Source organism: Actinoplanes sp. NBC_00393, assembly GCF_036053395.1.
Lineage (GTDB): Bacteria > Actinomycetota > Actinomycetes > Mycobacteriales > Micromonosporaceae > Actinoplanes.
In genome coordinates this window covers 632,607-650,873 of record NZ_CP107942.1, presented here as the reverse complement: position 1 = coordinate 650,873, position 18,267 = coordinate 632,607, and the positions used below count along the sequence as shown (strand labels likewise).

The following is an 18,267-nucleotide window of genomic DNA, read 5'->3' as shown; positions in this document are numbered from 1 at the left end:
CCTAGACCACGGCCCTGCCTTCGTCCTAGACCACGGCCCTGCCTTCGTCCCAGGCCACGGCCGCGCCTTCGTCCCAGGCCACGGCCGCGCCTTCGTCCCGGGCCACGGCCGCGCCTTCGCCTCAGGCCGGGGCCCTGCCTTCGTCCCGGGCCAGGGCCGCGCCTTCGCCCTGGGCCACGGTCGTCACCCGATCTTGGAAAGCCAACCACTCAACGGCAAGACGGCGTGCACGGAGGCCCAAGATCTCCCCCGCCAACGCCAGGCCCGCAGATCTTGGGCCGACAACCACCCCTCGGGGTGCATACAAGCCCAAGATCGCCGCCGCGGCGCCACGGCCCGCAGATCTTGGGCGAATTGCCACATCACGAGGTGGTCAAACACCCAAGATCGGTTAGCGCCTTCCTATGTGCAGAGCGCGCACACCGGGGAGAGTCCGACGCCGCAGGGGCCAGCCCACTACACATCGCTCGCCCACCGCGGAGAGTGCGCCGCAGAAGGTGCATACCATCGCATATCACCCGGCCACTCACATTGCCAGCCGTCGCGGAAGGCGCCACCGAGCGAACACCATGTAAGAGGCCGCCGACCGCGGGTTACCGGCCAACGTGGACTGGTCGCCAACCGCACAAGGCCCGCTCCCGCGCAATGCCCGACCGCCGAATAAGACCCGCCCCGCGCAAGGCCCGCCCCCGCGCAATGCCCAACCGCCGAACAAGGCCCGGCCGCCGCGCAACGCCCTCCCAACACGGACGCCCAACCAAACACGCCAACGCCGGCCCGCCCGGCCGCGGCGCGTCAGGCGGGGAGTAAGCGCGCCGCCAGCAGATCCACGCCCGGCCCACTGAGCTGGGGCAAGGCGACGCCCCGCCCGCAGCACACCAGCAACAGCGCGGCGGTCGGCCCGCGCACCTCAGGCCCATCCCCGAACGACCACGCCGTGTCGGTGGCGGCGAGGTGGAGGCCGGCGATGGCGCGTACCGATGGGGGTGGCGGTGGGATCCGCATGGTCAGCGTCCGCTGGGCGCAGACGGCGGCCGCCGTCGGCGGCATCGGGTGGTCGCGGCAGAGGGGCAGTGCGATGTCCTGGCTGTGTACGAGTAGGTCGGTCAGCGTCTCGACCGGCGTGACCCCGAAGTTGCGCCGCCGCAGGCCGGCCGTATCGCGGATGTCGGCGATGATCTGCCGGGGGCTGAGTTCTGCAGCGCGCCGCTGGGCCGCGGCCTGGATGGTCCGGTCCATGCTGCCTTTCCAGTGGCGTGGCATGCGGAGTACGTCGCGGAACCGCAACTGCTGGAGGGTGAGGTGGGCGGCGACATCGTGGATGGTCCAGCCGTCGCAGAGGGACGGCCGGGCCCATTCGCCGGGGTCGAGGGAGTCGAGCAGGTCGGCGACGGCGAGTCGTTGACGGTGGATCTCGGGCCACGGGTTCATGTCGGCACCTCTGCTCCGAAGACGGCAGTGACGAGGGACGTGAGCTGCTCGGACGGGTCGAAGGCCGGGTCCGGCACGGCGAGTTCGTGCAGGACGACGCCGGTCCAGTAGTTCATGATCAGGGGGGCCTGGCGGTCCGGGTCGGTGGAGCCGGCGAGGCGCAGCCAGGCCATGAAGTACGCGTTCACGCGCGCGCCGGTCGTCAACAGCCGGGCGCGCAGTGACGGGTGGATGCCGGCTTCGACGAGAATCGCGTACCGCGCGAGGGTGAGGGTGCGGTGCGGGCCGACGGCGTCGTGCGCCATCCGGGTCAGGACTTGCGCCAGCTCGGCCGGGCCGTGGGGCACCGACTCCATCAGGATCGCCTCGAAGTTGTGCCGTTCCCGGTCGGCGAACCGCTCGACGACCGCTTCGAGCAGCGCGTCCCGCGTGCGGAAGTGGTTGGAGCAGGAGCCGGCCGGCAGGCCCGCGGCCGCGTCGACGCGGCGATGGGTGAGCCCATGCATGCCGGACCCGCCGAGGACTTCGATCGCGGCGTCGAGCAGGTCGTTTCTCCTGTTCCCCACACTTCGACACTACCATCGTAGTCACGATAACTACACCAGTAGTGCGACGGGCAATCGCGGGAGGATGTCGCGCTCGACGGTGAACGCATGCGCCCCGGTGCTGGTCGAGGACGGCCGGATCGCCGCGGTCGCGCCGCCCGGCACGGAGCCGGGTTGCCCGGTGGCCATGAAGGCACCCAGGACGAAGGGCCGCACCCCTCGCGGGATGCGGCCCCTGAGAACGAAGCCGAAGCTCAGTTCTTCTTCCAGTCGTTGCTGTGCTTCTGGCCGTGCCAGTTGCGGTCGCCGCGGTTGTTGGTGTGCTTCTGGCCGTGCCAGTCGCGGTCGCCGTGCTTGTTGCCCTGGTGCCAGTTCCAGCCGTAGTAGACCTTCAGCGCCCAGTCGCCGCGGTGGAATCCGCGCCAGACCTGGAAGCACTGGTAACGCTCCCAGTTGTCCTTCCAGACGCCGACCCGGCCCAGCTTGTGGCAGGTGCGCGGGCTGCGGTAGAAGCCGACGATGCGGTCACGCCGCTGCACGTCCTGCTGCTTGGTGGCGGCGGGCTTCGCGCCGGCCTCGGCGCCCGACGGGGCGGTCGAGGTCGCCGCGGCCGGGCCGGCGGCCATGGTCAGCCCGGCGGCCACCGCCACGCCCGTCATGACGAACGAACGCGTCAACTTGTTCATGAAATCACCGCTTCAAGAGCAATGGTAAATCCGGACATCAGGGACTCTAGGTCATAAATCGGGCAAGGCCAGCAGCGACGCGCTCAACCGGAAGACACAACAGCAGAGGTACGGGTTCTCGAAGGAGTACCGCCGAGCCGCGCGAGCCTCAGCGAAAGCCGGGGCCCCAGCGCGACCGCCGGGAAACGGCACGGGGACGGCCCGGGCGCGCTGCGCGCACCCGGGCCGGAAGGGACCAGAATCAGACCGCGATCTTCGTACGCGCTGCCGGCCGCAGATAGACCGCCCAGGTGACCAGCACACAGAGCGCGTAGAACGCGATGAACCCGATGTACGCCGCGTCGGCGTCCTTGTAGGTCAGGAACGACTGCCGGAACGCCAGGTTGACCAGGACGCCGCCGACCGCGCCGATCGCGCCGGCGATGCCGATGACGGCTCCGGAGATGCGGCGGGCCTGATGCTCGTCGCCGGCGTACTTCTGCTTGAAGATGGCCGGGATCATCTTGTACGACGAGCCGTTGCCCAGACCGCTCAGGACGAAGAGCGAGATGAACCCGACGAGGTAGAGCGGCAGCGACCGTTGCTGGGCCGCGACCAGGACGATCGAGGCGCCGACCGCCATCGCGATGAAGTTGACGAAGGTGACCTTCGCGCCGCCGAGCCGGTCGGCCAGGGCACCGCCGAACGGGCGGATCAGCGAGCCCAGCAGCGGGCCGAGGAAGGTCAGGTAGGCGGCCTTGATCGGGGTGTTGAACGTGTCCGCGAACTGCACCTGCAGCACCTGGCCGAAGGCGAACCCGAAACCGATGAACGAGCCGAAGGTGCCGATGTAGAGCAGCGACATGATCCAGGTGTGCGACTCCTTGGCGGCGTCACGCATGCCCCGCTTCTCGTTGCGGGCCTGGGACAGGTTGTCCATCTTGAGCGCCGAGAGGACCACCGCGATCACGATGAACGGAATGTAGATGCCGGCCACGATGCCCGGGTTCCCGGCGCCGAAGACGGCCAGGACGAAGAGGCCGATCAGCTGCGCGACGGCCACACCGAGGTTGCCACCGCCGGCGTTGATACCGAGCGCCCAGCCCTTGAGCCGGTCCGGGTAGAAGGCGTTGATGTTCGCCATCGAGGAGGCGAAGTTGCCGCCGCCGACACCGGCGAGCGCGCCGAGGATCAGCAGGGTGGAGTACGAGACGCCCGGCTGGATCAGGAAGGCCGCCGCGATCGACGGGACGAGCAGCAGCGAGGCGCTGATGATCGTCCAGTTCCGGCCGCCGAAGGTGGCGACCGCGAACGTGTACGGGATCCGCAGCGCCGCGCCGACCAGCGCCGGAACCGCGGTGAGCAGGAACTTCTGGGCCGGGTCGATGCCGTACTCGGGGCCGAGGAAGAGGACCAGCACGGACCAGAGCGTCCACACCGAGAAACCGATGTGCTCGGAGAAGATCGAGACGATCAGGTTGCGCTTGGCGATCGCCGCGCCGCCGTTGTCCCAGAACTCCCGGTCCTCGGGCCGCCAGTCGTCGATCCAGTGGCCCTTCAGGCTCGCGGCTGCCGGCCGGGCCTCGGTAACGGTCGGGGGAAGAGTCGCAGTCACTATCAGTCTCCCAGGATGATCTGATCGCCGTCGACCCGGACCGGGTAGACGTCGATCGGGGGCTGGCCGGACTGGGAGCACCCGGTGGCGAGGTCCCATGCGTACAGGTGCAAGGGGCAGACGACAACCTTGTTGTCAATCTGGCCGTCCGCGAGCGGGCCGCCCTTGTGCGGGCAGACCGCGGACACCGCGCGAAGGGAGCCGTCGCGGAGGCGGAAGACTGCGATCATTTCGTCGCCGACGGCGTAGGTGCGTCCTTCGCCGAACGGGATCTCTTCGAGGGGGCCGAGAACGGTCTTCTCGACAGGAGCGATAGTCATGCGCGCACCGGAACCTGGGGGAGAACGGTCAGGGGAAGGGAGGTACGGAACTGGCCGGGCGTGGCCGGGACGGCCCGCTCCTTCCAGGGGTCCTTGTAGGACTGCACGGCCTCTTCGACCGCGGCATCCAACTCAAGGGCGATGCCGTCGGAGTCCTCGACGACGATCTCCCGGATCCGCTCGATGCCGACCCGCGGGACGAACGCGTACGTCCGCTCCAGCCAGTTCGCGTTCTCCCGGTAGTACTGGAGGAACCGGCCGGTCAGCTGGATGACCTCTTCGGCGGAGCCGACCGTGGCGAGCAGGTCACCCTTGCGGATGTGGGCGCCGGCGGCACCGCCGACGTAGATCTCCCACTTGCCACCGTCGATCGCGACGACACCGAGGTCCTTGACGTACGCCTCGGCGCAGTTGCGCGGGCACCCGGTGACGGCGAGCTTCATCTTTCCGGGGCCTTCGAGGCCTTGGAACCGCTCCTCGATCGCGATGCCCAGGGCGGTGGAGTCGCCGACTCCGAACCGGCAGAAGTCCGAGCCGACGCAGGTCTTCACCGTGCGGAAGCTCTTCGCGTAGGCGTACCCCGAAGGCATGTCCAGATCTGCCCACATCGCCGGAAGCTGTTCCTTGGGAATGCCGAGCAGGTCGATGCGCTGGCCGCCGGTGAGCTTGACCATCGGCACCTTGTACTTCTCGGCGACCTCGGCGATGCGCTTGAGCTCGGCCGGGGTGGTGACGCCGCCCTTCATCTGCGGGACCACCGAGAAGGTGCCGTCCTTCTGGATGTTGCCGTGCACCCGGTCGTTGATGAAGCGGGCGTCGCGCTCGTCCTCGTACTGATCGGCCCACATCATCTTGAGCAGCGAGGCCAGGCCCATCTTGCTCTTGGCGTCGTGCTCGCCGCCCGGCACCAGCTTCTCGAAGACCGCGGAGACGCTCTTCAGCTCGTACTTGCGGATGGCGGCCATCAGCTCGGGCTTGGGCATCGGTACGCCGGGGACGTACCAGGACGCCGCCGGGTCCTCCTCGGCCTCGCCGCCGGCCGCCCACTCGACGATCCGCTGGACCAGGGGCTTGCACGTGCCGCAGCCCTTGCCGGCGCGGGTCTTGTCCATCACGCCGCTGACCGTCTTGCAGCCGGCGTTGACCACTCCGCAGATCGCGCCCTTGCTGACGCCGTTGCAGTTGCAGACCTGGGCGTCGTCGGGCATGTCCGCGGGCGCGACCTCACCGGCCGGGCCGCCGATGTCGAAGAGCATCTCGGCCCGCTCCTCCGGCAGGGCCTGGGCCCGGTCGAAGGCCTGGATCAGGTTGGCGGCCTTGCGGTTGTCGCCGACCAGGATCGCGCCGGCCAGCACCCCGTCGCGGATGATCAGCTGCTTGTAGACGCCCTTCTTCGGCTCGTTGTAGATGATCACCTCGTCGTCGGTCTCGGGTTCGATGAGACCCATCGAGGCGACGTCGATGCCGGCGACCTTGAGCTTCGTGGAGAGCTTCGAGCCGGTGTAGGCAGCTTCGACGTCCCGCCCGGTGATGTGGTCGGCGAGCACCTTCGCCTGGTCCCACAGCGGCGCGACCAGGCCGTACAGGTTGCCGCGGTGCTGGGCGCACTCACCGACCGAGTAGATGTCGTCCTGGCCCTGCACCCGCATCTGGTCGTCGACCACGATGCCGCGCTCGACCGCCAGGCCGCTGTCCGCCACCATCTGGGTGTTCGGCCGGATGCCGGCGGCGATCACCACGACGTCGCACGGGATCTCCCGGCCGTCGGCCAGCTTGACCCCGGTGACCCGGTCCTTGCCGAGGATCTCGGTGGTCATCGCGTTGGTGACCACCTCGATGCCGAGCTTGCCCTCGACGCTGGCCTGCAGCATCTTGCCGGCCCGCTCGTCGAGCTGCCGTTCCATCAGGTGGCCCATGGCGTGCAGCAGGGTCACGTGGCTGAGGTGGTTCTGCAGGCCGCGTGCCGCCTCCAAGCCGAGCAGGCCGCCGCCGATCACGACCGCCCGCTCGTGGTCCCGGGCATAGCGGATCATGCCGCGGGTGTCGTCGAGCGTCCGGAAGGCGAAGACGCCCTGGTGGAAGCCGCGCTTCGGGTTGTGGATGTTCTTGATCGGCGGTGTCCACGAGCTGGACCCGGTCGCGATGATCAGCTTGTCGTACGGGGTCTTGGTCCCGTCCTCGGCGATCACGAACTTCTTCGACCGGTCGATCTTCGAGATCCGGACGCCGGCGTGCAGCGTGATGTTGTTGTCCGCGTACCAGCTCAGGTCGTTCAGGAAGATCCCGGCCTCGTCCTCCACCCCGGCGAGCAGGTTGGAGAGCATGATCCGGTTGTAGTTGCCGTACGGCTCGTCACCGAACATCGTGATCTGGAAGTCGCCGTTGCGGGCGAGGATCTCCTCGACCGTACGGGCGCCGGCCATGCCGTTGCCGATCACAATCAGCCTTTGAGTTGAAGAACGCTGGGTCATCCGAAAGTCCCTTCCGGCACGCGCGTGATCGCCACCGCGCACACCTTGAAAGCGGGCATCTTGGAGTGGGGGTCCAAGGCCGGGTTGGTCAACGCATTGGCTCCGGGCCAGTGGAACGGCGCGAAGACCGTGTCCGGGCGGATGCCGTCACTGAGCCGGGCGCGCAACGTCGCGACGCCCCGGCGGCTACGGAGTTCGACCAGGTCGCCGTCGGCGATGCCGTGGCGGCGGGCCAGGTCGGGATGGATCTCGGCACGGGGTTCGGGCAACGCCACGTTGAGCGCCTTCACCCGCCGGGTCTGGTTGCCGCTCTGGTACTGCTGCATGTTGCGGCCGGTCGTCAGCACGTACGGGAAAGAAAGATCGGGAAGCTCGGCCGCGTCGCGGTGATCGACCCGGATGAACCTGGCGCGGCCGGAGGCCGTCGGGAAGCTGTCGGCGAACAGCCGAGGCGTGCCCGGATGATCGAGCGACGGGCACGGCCAGAAGACGCCCTGCTCGGCCTCGATGCGCTCGTAGGTGATGCCGGCGTAGTCGGCGATCCCACCGGCGCTGGCCCGGCGCAGCTCCTCGAAGACGGCCTGCGGCTCGTCGGTGAAGAACTCGCCCCGGCCGAGATGCGCTGCCAGCTCGGTAAGAACCTGCAGGTCGGTCTTCACCAGAGGCGGCGGCGGAAGAGCCATCTTGCGGCGGATGACCCGGCCCTCGAGGTTGGTCATCGTGCCCTCCTCCTCCGCCCATTGGGCGGTGGGGAGGACGACGTCGGCGAGCTCCGCGGTCTCCGAGCGGAAGATGTCCGAGACGACCAGGAAATCGGTGCTGCCGAGGCGATCGCGGACCCGGTTGCTGTCCGGCGCCGAGACGACGATGTTGCTGGCCAGGACCCAGAGAACCCGAACGCCACCTTCGGTGCCGAGACGATCGATCATTTCGTACGCCGAGAGCCCCGGCTGCGGTAGTTCGGCGGGGTCGATCCCCCACACCTTCGCGACGTGCTCACGGGCGGCCGGGTCGTCGAGCTTGCGGTATCCGGGCAGCTGGTCGGCCTTCTGGCCGTGCTCGCGGCCGCCCTGCCCGTTGCCCTGGCCGGTGATCGTGCCGTACCCCGAGTAGCGCTCGCCGACCAGGCCGAGCGCGAGCGCCAGGTTGAGCCAGGCCTGCGCGGTGTCGGTGCCGTTGCTGTGCTGCTCGGCGCCGCGTGCGGTGAGGATCATGCTCGGGCGGTTCTCGGCGAGCAGCCGGACCGTCTCGCGCAGCTGGGCCTCGGGAATGCCGGTGATCCGCTCGACGCGCTCCGGCCAGTAGGAGTTCGCTTTGTTGAGGCTTTCGAAGCCTTCCGTTCTCTTTTCTACGAATTCTTGATCAACGTATCCCGCACGGATCGCGATGTGCAGCATCCCGTTCGCGAGAGCCAGATCCGTGCCGGGCAGCGGCTGCAGGTGCAGGTGGGCGCCGTTGGCGGTGTTGGTGCGCCGCGGGTCGACCACGATGTGCTTGGCGCCGTTGGCCCGGCCGGCGTCCAGGTACTGCATGGACGGCGGCATCGCGTCGGCCGGGTTCGCGCCGACCAGCAGCACGGTCCGGGCCTCGGCGACGTCGGCGAGCGGGAACGGCAGGCCCCGGTCGATGCCGAGCGCCCGGTTGGCCGCGGTGGCCGCGCTCGACATGCAGAACCGGCCGTTGTAGTCGATCGCCGACGAGCGCAGCGCCACCCGGACGAACTTGCCGAGCGCGTACGCCTTCTCGTTCGTCAGACCGCCGCCGCCGAAGACGCCGACGCTGTCCCGGCCGTACTGTTCCTGGCTGTCCCGGATCGCTCCGACGATTCGCTCGTACGCCTCTTCCCAGGAGGCCTCCCGCAGCGGGCTCTCCCGGTTGCCGGGCTCCTTGCGGACCAGCGGCGTCAGCAGCCGGTCCGGGTGGTCCAGCAGGTCCGCCGCGGTGAAGCCCTTGGCGCACAGGCCGCCCCGGTTGACCGGGAACTCGGCCGGCTCAAGCCGCACCCGGGGGATTCCGGGCGTCAGCGTCATCCCGCACTGCAAAGCGCAGTAGGGGCAATGCGTCTGGGTCGCCGTCACGGGTTGTAGCTTTCCGGCGGCCCGTTAACCCTTTCGACAACCTCTGGTGACGCTGTTGTCAGGAAATCCCTACAACGCGCCGGCGGCCATTGTGAGCCGGGCGGCATCGAAACGACGCAGAACCAGATCGGCGATGGCCGGATCGTGGCACAGCGGCGGGGTCACCGAATCGGCGCCGGACGCGTGCAACGTACGGTAGAAAAGTCCTTCGGCCAGCAGATACGCAGCGACGGCCACCTTTTTCGCACCGTCCGCGCGCAGCCCTGCGACCACGTCGGCCACCCGCGGCCCGCTGCCGGAGGTGTAGCCGACCGCGGCGGCGCCGAGCTCGGCCGCGACGTTGTCGACGTCGGCGCGCCAGAGCGGATCGGAGGAGCCGGCCGCCGCGAGCACCACCGCGTCGGCGTCCGGCAGGTTGCGGCGCATGCTCTCCAGCAGCACCGGGTCCGGGCCGAGCGGGCCGGTCACCGGGAAGTTCCTGCCGGTCACGGCCTCGGCGATGTCGACCCGCACGTGATAGCCGCAGGAGAGCAGCAACGGTACGACCACCGCGTGGCCGGCCGTCGGCACGATGTCGGCGACCTTCGGCTCCTGCACGTCGACGTAGCAGAGCCGGACGTCGAGGCCGGGCCGGCGCCGCTGCACCGCGGCGGCCAGCTCCTGGATCTGCCGGCGGCCGACCGGCGAACGGGTGCCGTGCGCGACAGCTATCAATGTCTCGGTCACGATGTTCTCCTCGGGTGCGGTATCTCCGGTAACGAGCGGCCCGGCAAGACATCAGGCACCACTCGGCATCACTGCCGGCATTTCTCCGGGCGGAGTAATCCGCTCAGGCGGTACGCCGTATTCTGCAGTCGCCGTGTTTCCGGCCGACTCCGAATTGAGTCCGCCGTGTTTCGTCGCCGCTGTGTTCCGGGTCTCCTCGATACCGGAGCCACCATTTGTTTCCGTGCCGTTTCGGAATGCTCACGGCCGGCGTTGTGCCGATCGGCGCCGTGCCGGATCGGCGCTATGCCGCGTCGTCTATCCGCAGCCGGTAGCCGCGCTTGATGACCGTCTCGATGTGCTTGCCGGAGCCGAGCGCCGCCCGCAGCCGAGCCACCGCTACGTCCACCGCGTGCCCGTCGTTGCCCCGCGGCAGCGCCTCGGCCAGCAGATCCTTCGACACCACCGCGCCCGGCCGGCGGGCCAGCGCGGTCAGAATCGCCATGGCGGCCGGCGCGAGCGTGTGAATCGTCCCGTCGATCAGCACGGCGTGTCCGCGTACCTCGAGGGTGGAACCTGCCACCTGGAGCTTCACCGCCCGCTTGGGCAGCTCGTCGGTGACGGTCTTGATCAGCGCGCCGAGCCGGTACCGCTCCGGCATGACCACCGGGATACGCCGGTCGATCAGCGGGGCGGCGGTCACCGGGCCGACGCAGGCGGCCAGGGTCCGGCAGCTGAACGCGGTGTTCACATCCGCGCCGGCCTCCTCGGCGATCTGCAGGAACGCCTTCACGGCCGGCGCGCTGGTGAACGTGACCGCGTCGATCTGCCCACCGGCCACCTGCTCCGCCAGCCTTTTCACCGGCGCAGTGTCCGGCGGCATCGCCCAGCGGTATACCGGCACCTCAACGACCGCCGCACCGGCCGCACGCAACGCGTTCACGAACTCGACCTGCGGCTCGCCGTGCTCCTGCACCACGATCCGCCGCCCGGCGACGCCCTCGCTCAGCAGCCGCTGCAGGATCTCCTCGTTCGCCTCGGTCTTGGCGGCCCACTCCTCGGTGAGGCCGGCCGCCCGGATGGCGCCGCACGGCTTCGGGCCGCGGGCCAGGATGCGGGCGCCGCGCAACGAGGTCCGGAGCGTCTCGCCCATCCCCCAGCCCTCGGCCGCCTCCAGCCACCCGCGGAAGCCGAAGCCGGTGGTCGCCACGACCAGATGCGGTTCCAGGCCGATGCAGGCCGCGGTCGCCGCGTGCAGCGCCTCGTCGTCGATCAGCGGAATGATCGTGATGGCCGGTGCGCTGACCACGCGCGCGCCGCGGCGCTCGAGCAGCGCCGCCATCTCGTTCCGCCGCCGCTCCGCGGTCACCGCCACGGTGAACCCGGCCAGCGCGCCCTCGGCCAGCGATCCCTCGGTCATCCGGTCCCCATCCTGTGCCGCCGTCACCGAGGCCTGCTCACGTGCCGTGTGCAACAAGCCCCGACGCTAGAGTCCTAAGACCTGATTTCGGGACCGGCAATGCCATGTTTCCGCCAGAATAACGGCCGGTCACTTGCCCACCGCCCGCCGATGTGAATTGTTGATCATGCCCCGGTCACACAGTGGCCCTGGTCACAGCCCGACATCCCGCCGGGCCGCCCACCCCGATCCGCTGCCGCCGGGTCCGCTGCCGCCGGGCCACCCACCCCGATCCGCTGCCGCCGGGCCGCCCGCCTCGGGCCGCTCCCTCGCCGGGCCGTTTACGCCGGGCCGTTTACGCCGGGCCGTTTACGCCGGGCCGTTTACGTCGTCGGGTCGTTCGTAGAGCGAGCCCTCCACCCCCAGGATCCGCCGGATCTCGGCAATGTGGTGGAAAGCGGCGATCCGCCCGTCCAGCAACCCGACCCGGTAATCGGCGCCGACCTCAGGGTCCTCAGCGATCTGCGGATCCCGGAGCCCAGCAGCCCCGTCCACCCGGCCCGCGTTGTAGGCCACCAGAGCGTCGTCCATCGATTTCTCTCCCCATACCCGCCGAACGTCGCGACAGGTTCCCACGCGCGACACCCCGGGCCCACCGGCCGACCGGGCGGATCACACCTGTCCGTCGGGCACCACGGGTCACCCACCCAGCGGCCAACCACCGGCAACTCCGCCGAAACCACCTCGCACCCCAGCGATCTCCGTCACCCGATCTCCACAGCTGGCACTCACGGCTGTTTCCCGCGCCCGCAAACAACCCTCACCGCCAGCTGGATCACCACGGCTGGCTCCCACGGTTGTTACCCACGCCCGCGAACAACCCTCAGCGCCAGCTGGATCACCACGGCTGGCGCTCACGGCTGTTTCCCGCGCTCGCAAACAGCCCTCAGCGCCAGCCGGGACAGCGTCGCAGAGGACGACCGGCGCGAAGATCAGCCGCGGTGACAGCGGGGAGGCAAGCGGCTGCGCGCGTTGTCCGTACCGCTGCGGGATTTGAACTGTGGGGATGCGGGCGGGACCGGCCGGGCTGGGCGGGACCACCGGCCCGGCCGGCGTCAGGGGTCAGGCGGGCCGCGGCAGCAGGCCGGAGGCGCGCCACAACGCGGTGCCCGGCCCGCCGATCAGGTCCAGGTCCTTGAGGAACGTGACCACCCGCTCGCCGGCCCACCGCATGGTCTCCCGGTGGTACGGGTTGGCCCGCGCCGCCCGCCGCCCCTCCTCCGGGTCGATGCCGACCGCGGAGTAGACGCGCGGGTCGACCAGCCGGGTCCCGGTGAGGTACGCCGCCCGCCCGATCACCAGCTTGTCGAAGGCGAGCCGCCCTTTGCCGGCCACCCGGATCTGCCGGGCGAGTTCCTCCCGGGCATAGCGGACGTGGCGCGCCTCCTCGACGACGTGGATGCGGGAGACCATGCGGACCAGCGGCTGCACGTCCTCGTCGGCCATCGCCTCGCGCTGCAGGGTGTCCAGGATCTCCTCGGCGATCAGGATGGCCGCGTACATCCGTGGGCCGACGCCGGTGTGCGCGATCCACTTGCCGAGCCACTGGTTGAATCCGCCGGGCTGGTACACCGGAGTACCGAGGCGCGCGATCATCCGGCCGAACATCACCGAGTGGCGGCACTCGTCGCCGATTTCGGTCAGCGCGTACTGCGCGTGCGGGGCGGTCGGGTCCTGCTTGAAGTACTCCCGGACGAGCAGCTGCATGAGGATGGTCTCGAACCAGACGCCGAGCCCGGCGATGCTCGCCACCTCGTGTTTCGTGAGCTCGATGCGCTGCTCGGGGGTCATCCGGTCCCACAGCGCGGTGCCGTAGAGGCTGGACCGGTGCGGGGGCACGAAGTACTTGCCCTCGGCGAACGGCGCCTCCCAGTCGATCTCGACCTCCGGATCGTACGAGTGCTCGGCGGACGAGCGGAGCAGCCGGGTGGCGGTGCGGTCGCGATCGGACGGAGTCACTGTGGTCATTTTTCCAGCCTCCGAAGCCTTGACGTTACCGGCGGTAACAGTTACTTCTAGTACTATGAACTCGGTCACTCCCCCCGTCAATCCCGATCGATCGGACGGCCGCCGCGGCCGCTGGGACGGTCACCGTGAACAACGCCGGGCGGAGCTGACCACTGCGGCGATCGAGGCGATCCGGATGCACGGGCCGGACATCGGCATGGAGGCGATCGCCGCCCACGCCGGGGTCAGCAAGCCGGTGCTCTACCGCTACTTCGCCGACAAGTCCGAGCTGTGGCTCGCCGTCGGCCAGCAGGCCGGAAACATGGTGATCGAGGCGATGGTCCCGGCCGTCGCCGCGGTCCGCGAGGAGCGGGCGATCATCGCCGCGGCGATCGACGTCTACCTCGCGCACATCGAGGGCGACCGCAACCTCTACCGGTTCGTCGTGCACCAGCCGGACATCGCGCGGCACCGCGACGTGGTCGCCGACGTGATGGACACCGTGGCCAGCGGCCTGGCGCGGATCTTCGGCGATCGGCTGCGGGCCCGCGGGCTGGACTCCGGGGCCGCGCTGCCCTGGGCGTACGGGGTGGTCGGCTACGTACAGGCGGTCGGTGACTGGTGGCTGCGGCAACAGCAGCCGATCAGCCGGGACGCGCTCGGCGAATACCTGACGACGTTCCTCTGGAGCGGTATCGCCGGCATGCGCCGCGCCGCCGACATTCCCGGAGGACTGGCGGCACACGAAGGGTGGGCGGACAGGGCGTGAGCACCGAAGAGGAGGAGTACCGGGGGCCGGCACAGTTACGGCTGGACGACGGGACGGTCTCGGTCGAGGTCCGGATGTCGGCCCGCTTCGAGCCGATCGAGGGCCGGTTCCGCTGGGCCGGCCGCACCGGACCCGATGAGATGTTGCGCGAACGCGTCGGCAACGGCCTGCGCAAGGCCGCGCTCGTCATCGACGAGCGCGAGACGCCGGTGAAGCTCGGTGATCCGGACCCCTGGGGTGGCGTCCGGATCACCGGCACCGGCACACCCCCGTGGTTCCGGGAGGTCCGCGATGCCGGCTGACCGCGACTTCGACGTGCTGATCATCGGCGCCGGTCTGTCCGGGATCGGCGCCGCCTGGCGGTTGCAGAAACAGCGCCCCCGCGACACGTACGTGATCCTCGAGGCCCGCGACGCGATCGGCGGCACCTGGGACCTGTTCCGCTATCCCGGCGTGCGATCCGATTCGGACATGTTCACTCTGAGCTACCCGTTCCGGCCGTGGCGCGAGCCGGAGGCCCTGGCCGGTGGCGACAAGATCCGCCGGTACATCGAGGAGACCGCCGAGGAGGCCGGCATCGACCGGCACATCCGGTTCGGCACCCGGGTGGTACGCGCGGACTGGTCCTCCCCGGACGCCCGCTGGACCGTGCGCACCGCCGGCGGCGACGTCTACACCTGCAGGTTCCTCTACGGATGCGCCGGCTACTACCGCTACGACGAGGGCTATCAGCCGGACTTTCCGGGTCTGGACGAGTTCCAGGGGCGGGTCGTGCATCCGCAGTTCTGGCCGGCGGATCTGGACTATCGCGGCAAACGGGTCGTGGTGATCGGCAGTGGCGCGACCGCGGTGACGCTGGTTCCGGCGATGGCCGCCGACGCGGCACATGTGACGATGCTTCAGCGCTCCCCCACGTACGTCACGCCTCTCCCCGACCGGGACGTGATCGCCGACCTGGCCCGCAAGCTGCTGCCGCCGAAGGCGGCCAACCGGGTCGCCCGCGCCAAGAACATCCTGCTCACGCAGACCTTCTATCAGCTGGCCAGGCATCGGCCGCGGCTGGTCCGCCGCGCCCTGCGCGGCATTGCGTTGCGCTACCTGCAGAATCCGGGGTACGTGGATGAGCACTTCAAACCGTCCTACGACCCCTGGGATCAGCGACTCTGCGTGATCCCGTCCGGTGATCTGTACACCTCGATCACGTCCGGCCGGGCGTCGGTGGTGACCGACCACATCGAGACGTTCGTGCCCGAGGGCATCCGCCTCAAATCGGGCACGGTGCTCGACGCGGACGTCGTGGTCTCCGCGACCGGGCTGACCCTGCTGCCGCTCGGCGGAATCGACCTGGCCGTGGACGGCGAGCCGATCGAGGTCGGCGGGCGGGCCACCTACCGGGGGTTGATGCTCGCCGGGGTGCCGAACTTCGCCTACTGCATCGGCTACGTCAACGCCTCCTGGACGCTGCGGGCCGATCTGTCGCACCGCTACCTGCTGAAACTGCTCGACCACATGGAACGGCACGGCTACGCAAGCGCGACCCCGACGGCGCCGGCCGGCATCGGCCGGCCTTTGCTTGATCTCTCTTCCGGGTACGTGCAGCGTGCCCTCGACAAGTTCCCGGTCCAAGGCGATCGCGACCCATGGCTGGTCCGCCAGAACTACATGCGCGATGTGCTGACGACCCCACGAGCCGATGTCACCCGCGACATGGCGTTCATCCGGCGTGCTGCCGGTGACTCCGCTCTTGGCGCCGGCCCCGCTGCGGGCCTTAATGCCGCTCCCGCTGCCGGCCCTAGCACCGCTCGCGCTGCTGCTCCTGTCGCTGCTTCCGTTGCCAGCCCTAGCGCCGCTCCCGCTGCTGCTCCTGGCGCTGCTTTCGTTGCCAGCCCTAGCGCCGCTCCCGCTGCTGCTCCTGGCGCCGCTCCCGCTGCCGGTCCAGCCCTCGGCCCTGAATCCGCTTCCGGTCCCGAACCTGGCACAGGTTCCGCTCCTGGCTATGCCACTGGCTCCGCTTCCGCTCCCGGCCGTGACACCAGCCCCCGACCCGGCGTCGGCGTTGGCGTTGGCTCTGAACCCGCCTCCAGCGCCGCTGATCATGCCGTCACCCCCGGCCTCGGCGCCGCTCATGGCCCCGACCTTGGCCGCGACCGCAAAGAAGAGGTGATCCGATGAGACTGCCCGAATACCGGTTCGCCGGGCAGACCGCTGTGCTCACCGGCGCGGCAAGTGGGATCGGCGAGCAGCTCGCCTACGGTTTGGCCCATCGCGGCAGCGACCTGGTCCTGATCGACGTCGACGCGGACCGGTTGAAGCCGGTGGCCGACCGGATCCGCTCAGCCCATCCCGGCCTCCCTGTGCAGGACATCGTCGCCGACCTGTCCGAGCGGCCGGTCGTCGAGGGCCTGGCCGATCGGATCATGGCCGAGCATCCGGCGATCGGTCTGTTGATCAACAACGCCGGGATCGCGCTGGGTGGACGCTTCGATCAAGTCAACATTGAGCAGTTCGAGCACGTCATGAACGTCAACTTCCGCGCACCCATGTTGATGACGCACATGTTGATTCCCGCATTGACTGCATCGCCGGGCAGTCATCTCGTCAACGTGTCCAGCCTGTTCGGGTTGATCGCGCCACCAGGACAGAGTGCGTACAGCGCCAGCAAGTTCGCTCTGCGCGGGTTGAGTGAATCGCTGCGCAGTGAGCTTCTCGAGAACGGCGTCGGGGTGACCACGGTTCACCCCGGGGGCATCCGGACGCGGATCGCGGAGTCGGCTCTGGTGGGCTCACGCGTACCGGAAGAAGAGATCGAACCGAATCGTAAGCTCTTCGCCGCGCTGCTCAGCTATCCCCCGGACAAGGCCGCGGAGCAGATTCTGCGGGCCGTCGCGAAGCGAAAGGCACGGCTGCTGATCGCGGCCAGCGCCAAGGCGCCGGACCTGCTGGCCCGGCTGATGCCGGTCGGTCACGCACGCATCGTGCGCGCGCTCACGGTCGCCCGTGGCAGCCGCACCCCCAGCGCCACCGCCCACGGCACCGGCTCGGCGGCGGTCGAGCGATGAATTACGTGGACGTTCGGGGCACCCGTATCCGCTTCCATGAGACCGGCGACCCGGCCGCACCGCCCGTCATCCTGCTGCACGGCATCGGCCGCAGCCTGGAGGACTGGTGGCCGCAGCACGAACTGCTCGGCGCCGAGTACCGGGTGATCAGCTTGGACATGCCCGGCTTCGGCCTGTCGCAGCGGATGCCGTCGCCGACCACACTGCCGGTGCTGGCCGAGGGCGTGTGGGCGAGCCTCGACACGCTCGGCGAGACCCGCCCTGTGCACTTGATGGGCAACTCGCTGGGCGGCGCGGTGTCCATGGAGATGCTGTCCAGTACACCTGAGCGGGTGTCAACGTTGACGCTCGTCAACAGTGCAGGCTTCGGCAAGGAGGTCACCATCGCCCTGCGCATGCTGGCCGTCCCCGGCCTGGGCCGGCAGATGCTGCGCCGCATCGACCGGTGGACCGCCCCGCGCGTGGAACGCAACCTCTTCGCCGACCGCGCCATGGTCACCCGCGAGCGGATCGAGATGGCCATCAAGATCGCCCGCCAGCCGGACTTCGCCCCGGTCTACCTGGAGATCGCCCGCGCGCTGGGCGGTTTCCGAGGCGTAGCCGCAGCCTGGCGCACCGACCTCCTCGATCGCGTGTCCCCCCACGTCAAACCCACAATGATCATCTGGGGCGATCGCGACATGATCCTCCCGTGCACCCACATGGCGGCGGCGCAGGCAGCTTTCCCACATGCCCGGTCTCATCTGTTTCCCCGGACCGGCCACATGCCCCAGATCGAACGCCCGACGGAGTTCGCCAGCCTGGTCAAGCCAATCCTTGCGGAGGTCGCTGCCTAGCCTTCACACGCCACGGCGCCCAGCCCGCGACAGTGCCCAGCTTGGGCGGAACCTCCCAGCGGTGCCGCGATCCGCGGTCCTGCCTCGAACCGCAGGTGGCCATGAGCCGCAGGTCAGCCTCAAGCCGCAGGTCGGCCTCAGCCGCAGGCCAGCCTCAAGCCGCAGGCCAGCATCAAGCCGCAGGCCAGCATCAAGCCGCAGGCCAGCCTCAAGCCGCAGGCCAGCCTCAAGCCGCAGGTCGGCCCCAAGCCGCAGGTCGGCCCCAAGCCGCGGGTCCCAGGTTGAGCAGGAGATACACGTTGAGCAGCACGGGTCCATATTGAGCAGCACGGTCTCATGTCCCGGGTTGAGCCGTGCGGTCCCAGGG

At 69.4% G+C, this 18,267-nt stretch carries 16 protein-coding genes and 1 pseudogene; 5 read left to right on the top strand and 12 right to left on the bottom strand.

Translation table 11 applies throughout. The features are described from left to right. Positions 1–795: 795 nt before the first annotated feature. The 12 genes from OHA21_RS02930 to OHA21_RS02875 all read right to left on the bottom strand — a co-directional run bounded on the left by OHA21_RS02930 (position 796) and on the right by OHA21_RS02875 (position 13,257). Positions 796–1,431: a maleylpyruvate isomerase family mycothiol-dependent enzyme gene (locus OHA21_RS02930; protein ID WP_328469849.1), complete on the bottom strand. Its 636-nt coding sequence runs from the start codon at positions 1,429–1,431 to the stop codon at positions 796–798. Then, positions 1,428–1,997: a TetR/AcrR family transcriptional regulator gene (locus tag OHA21_RS02925; protein ID WP_328469847.1), complete on the bottom strand. Its 570-nt coding sequence runs from the start codon at positions 1,995–1,997 to the stop codon at positions 1,428–1,430. The genes OHA21_RS02930 and OHA21_RS02925 overlap by 4 nt, the downstream gene beginning before the upstream one ends. A 30-nt stretch (positions 1,998–2,027) precedes the next feature. Then, a complete protein-coding gene (locus OHA21_RS02920) occupies positions 2,028–2,165 on the bottom strand; it encodes a hypothetical protein (RefSeq protein ID WP_328469846.1) in 138 nt (45 codons plus the stop codon). 65 nt (positions 2,166–2,230) lie between these two features. Further along, positions 2,231–2,662, bottom strand: coding sequence for a hypothetical protein (locus OHA21_RS02915; protein ID WP_328469844.1), 432 nt, complete (start codon positions 2,660–2,662; stop codon positions 2,231–2,233). 241 nt (positions 2,663–2,903) lie between these two features. Then, positions 2,904–4,256 (bottom strand): nitrate/nitrite transporter, encoded by a 1,353-nt coding sequence (locus tag OHA21_RS02910; protein ID WP_328469842.1) that lies wholly within the window; start codon positions 4,254–4,256, stop codon positions 2,904–2,906. 2 nt (positions 4,257–4,258) lie between these two features. Further along, positions 4,259–4,576 (bottom strand): Rieske (2Fe-2S) protein, encoded by a 318-nt coding sequence (locus tag OHA21_RS02905; RefSeq protein WP_328469840.1) that lies wholly within the window; start codon positions 4,574–4,576, stop codon positions 4,259–4,261. Next, on the bottom strand, positions 4,573–7,047 hold the full coding sequence (nirB, locus tag OHA21_RS02900; protein ID WP_328469838.1) for a nitrite reductase large subunit NirB: 2,475 nt from the start codon (positions 7,045–7,047) through the stop codon (positions 4,573–4,575). Before nirB ends, OHA21_RS02905 begins: the two co-directional genes overlap by 4 nt. After that, positions 7,044–9,125, bottom strand: a complete 2,082-nt coding sequence (locus OHA21_RS02895) for a molybdopterin oxidoreductase family protein (RefSeq protein ID WP_328469836.1) — start codon at positions 9,123–9,125, stop codon at positions 7,044–7,046. Before OHA21_RS02895 ends, nirB begins: the two co-directional genes overlap by 4 nt. A 69-nt stretch (positions 9,126–9,194) precedes the next feature. Beyond that, positions 9,195–9,851 carry a sirohydrochlorin chelatase gene (locus OHA21_RS02890; protein ID WP_328469835.1) on the bottom strand — a complete coding sequence of 219 codons (657 nt, stop codon included), beginning with the start codon at positions 9,849–9,851 and terminating at the stop codon, positions 9,195–9,197. A 283-nt stretch (positions 9,852–10,134) separates the two neighbouring features. Next, a complete protein-coding gene (locus OHA21_RS02885; protein WP_328478262.1) occupies positions 10,135–11,250 on the bottom strand; it encodes a uroporphyrinogen-III synthase in 1,116 nt (371 codons plus the stop codon). Between the two features lie 348 nt (positions 11,251–11,598). Then, the gene (locus OHA21_RS02880; protein ID WP_328469833.1) at positions 11,599–11,820 is read right to left on the bottom strand and encodes a hypothetical protein; all 222 of its coding nucleotides are present in this window, start codon (positions 11,818–11,820) and stop codon (positions 11,599–11,601) included. 531 nt (positions 11,821–12,351) lie between these two features. Further along, on the bottom strand, positions 12,352–13,257 hold the full coding sequence (locus OHA21_RS02875) for an AurF N-oxygenase family protein (protein WP_328469831.1): 906 nt from the start codon (positions 13,255–13,257) through the stop codon (positions 12,352–12,354). A 55-nt stretch (positions 13,258–13,312) separates the two neighbouring features. Here OHA21_RS02875 and OHA21_RS02870 point away from each other — a divergent pair, with 55 nt between their 5' ends. The 5 genes and pseudogenes from OHA21_RS02870 (at position 13,313) to OHA21_RS02850 (ending at position 17,900) form a co-directional block, all read left to right on the top strand. After that, complete coding sequence (locus OHA21_RS02870; protein WP_328469829.1) at positions 13,313–14,005, top strand: TetR/AcrR family transcriptional regulator; 693 nt, start codon at positions 13,313–13,315, stop codon at positions 14,003–14,005. Next, positions 14,002–14,307, top strand: a complete 306-nt coding sequence (locus tag OHA21_RS02865; protein WP_328469827.1) for a DUF4873 domain-containing protein — start codon at positions 14,002–14,004, stop codon at positions 14,305–14,307. Before OHA21_RS02870 ends, OHA21_RS02865 begins: the two co-directional genes overlap by 4 nt. Continuing rightward, positions 14,297–15,682, top strand: a pseudogene (locus tag OHA21_RS02860) (flavin-containing monooxygenase); the annotation flags it as partial. The gene OHA21_RS02865 and the pseudogene OHA21_RS02860, both read left to right, overlap by 11 nt. Before the next feature lie 530 nt (positions 15,683–16,212). Continuing rightward, entirely contained in the window at positions 16,213–17,064 is an 852-nt protein-coding gene (locus OHA21_RS02855; protein WP_328469825.1) for an SDR family NAD(P)-dependent oxidoreductase, read from the top strand. Further along, positions 17,061–17,900 carry an alpha/beta fold hydrolase gene (locus OHA21_RS02850; RefSeq protein WP_328469823.1) on the top strand — a complete coding sequence of 280 codons (840 nt, stop codon included), beginning with the start codon at positions 17,061–17,063 and terminating at the stop codon, positions 17,898–17,900. The genes OHA21_RS02855 and OHA21_RS02850 overlap by 4 nt, the downstream gene beginning before the upstream one ends. The last annotated feature ends 367 nt before the right edge of the window (positions 17,901–18,267 follow it).

Excerpts from the sequence above, each read along its gene's own strand:
- OHA21_RS02875 (WP_328469831.1), bottom strand. The coding sequence starts at position 13,257 with ATGACCACAGTGACTCCGTCCGATCGCGACCGCACCGCCACCCGGCTG.
- OHA21_RS02870 (WP_328469829.1), top strand. The coding sequence starts at position 13,313 with ATGAACTCGGTCACTCCCCCCGTCAATCCCGATCGATCGGACGGCCGC.
- OHA21_RS02915 (WP_328469844.1), bottom strand. The coding sequence starts at position 2,662 with ATGAACAAGTTGACGCGTTCGTTCGTCATGACGGGCGTGGCGGTGGCC.
- OHA21_RS02920 (WP_328469846.1), bottom strand. The coding sequence starts at position 2,165 with ATGGCCACCGGGCAACCCGGCTCCGTGCCGGGCGGCGCGACCGCGGCG.
- OHA21_RS02905 (WP_328469840.1), bottom strand. The coding sequence starts at position 4,576 with ATGACTATCGCTCCTGTCGAGAAGACCGTTCTCGGCCCCCTCGAAGAG.
- OHA21_RS02885 (WP_328478262.1), bottom strand. The coding sequence starts at position 11,250 with ATGACCGAGGGATCGCTGGCCGAGGGCGCGCTGGCCGGGTTCACCGTG.
- OHA21_RS02930 (WP_328469849.1), bottom strand. The coding sequence starts at position 1,431 with ATGAACCCGTGGCCCGAGATCCACCGTCAACGACTCGCCGTCGCCGAC.
- OHA21_RS02850 (WP_328469823.1), top strand. The coding sequence starts at position 17,061 with ATGAATTACGTGGACGTTCGGGGCACCCGTATCCGCTTCCATGAGACC.
- OHA21_RS02880 (WP_328469833.1), bottom strand. The coding sequence starts at position 11,820 with ATGGACGACGCTCTGGTGGCCTACAACGCGGGCCGGGTGGACGGGGCT.
- nirB (WP_328469838.1), bottom strand. The coding sequence starts at position 7,047 with ATGACCCAGCGTTCTTCAACTCAAAGGCTGATTGTGATCGGCAACGGC.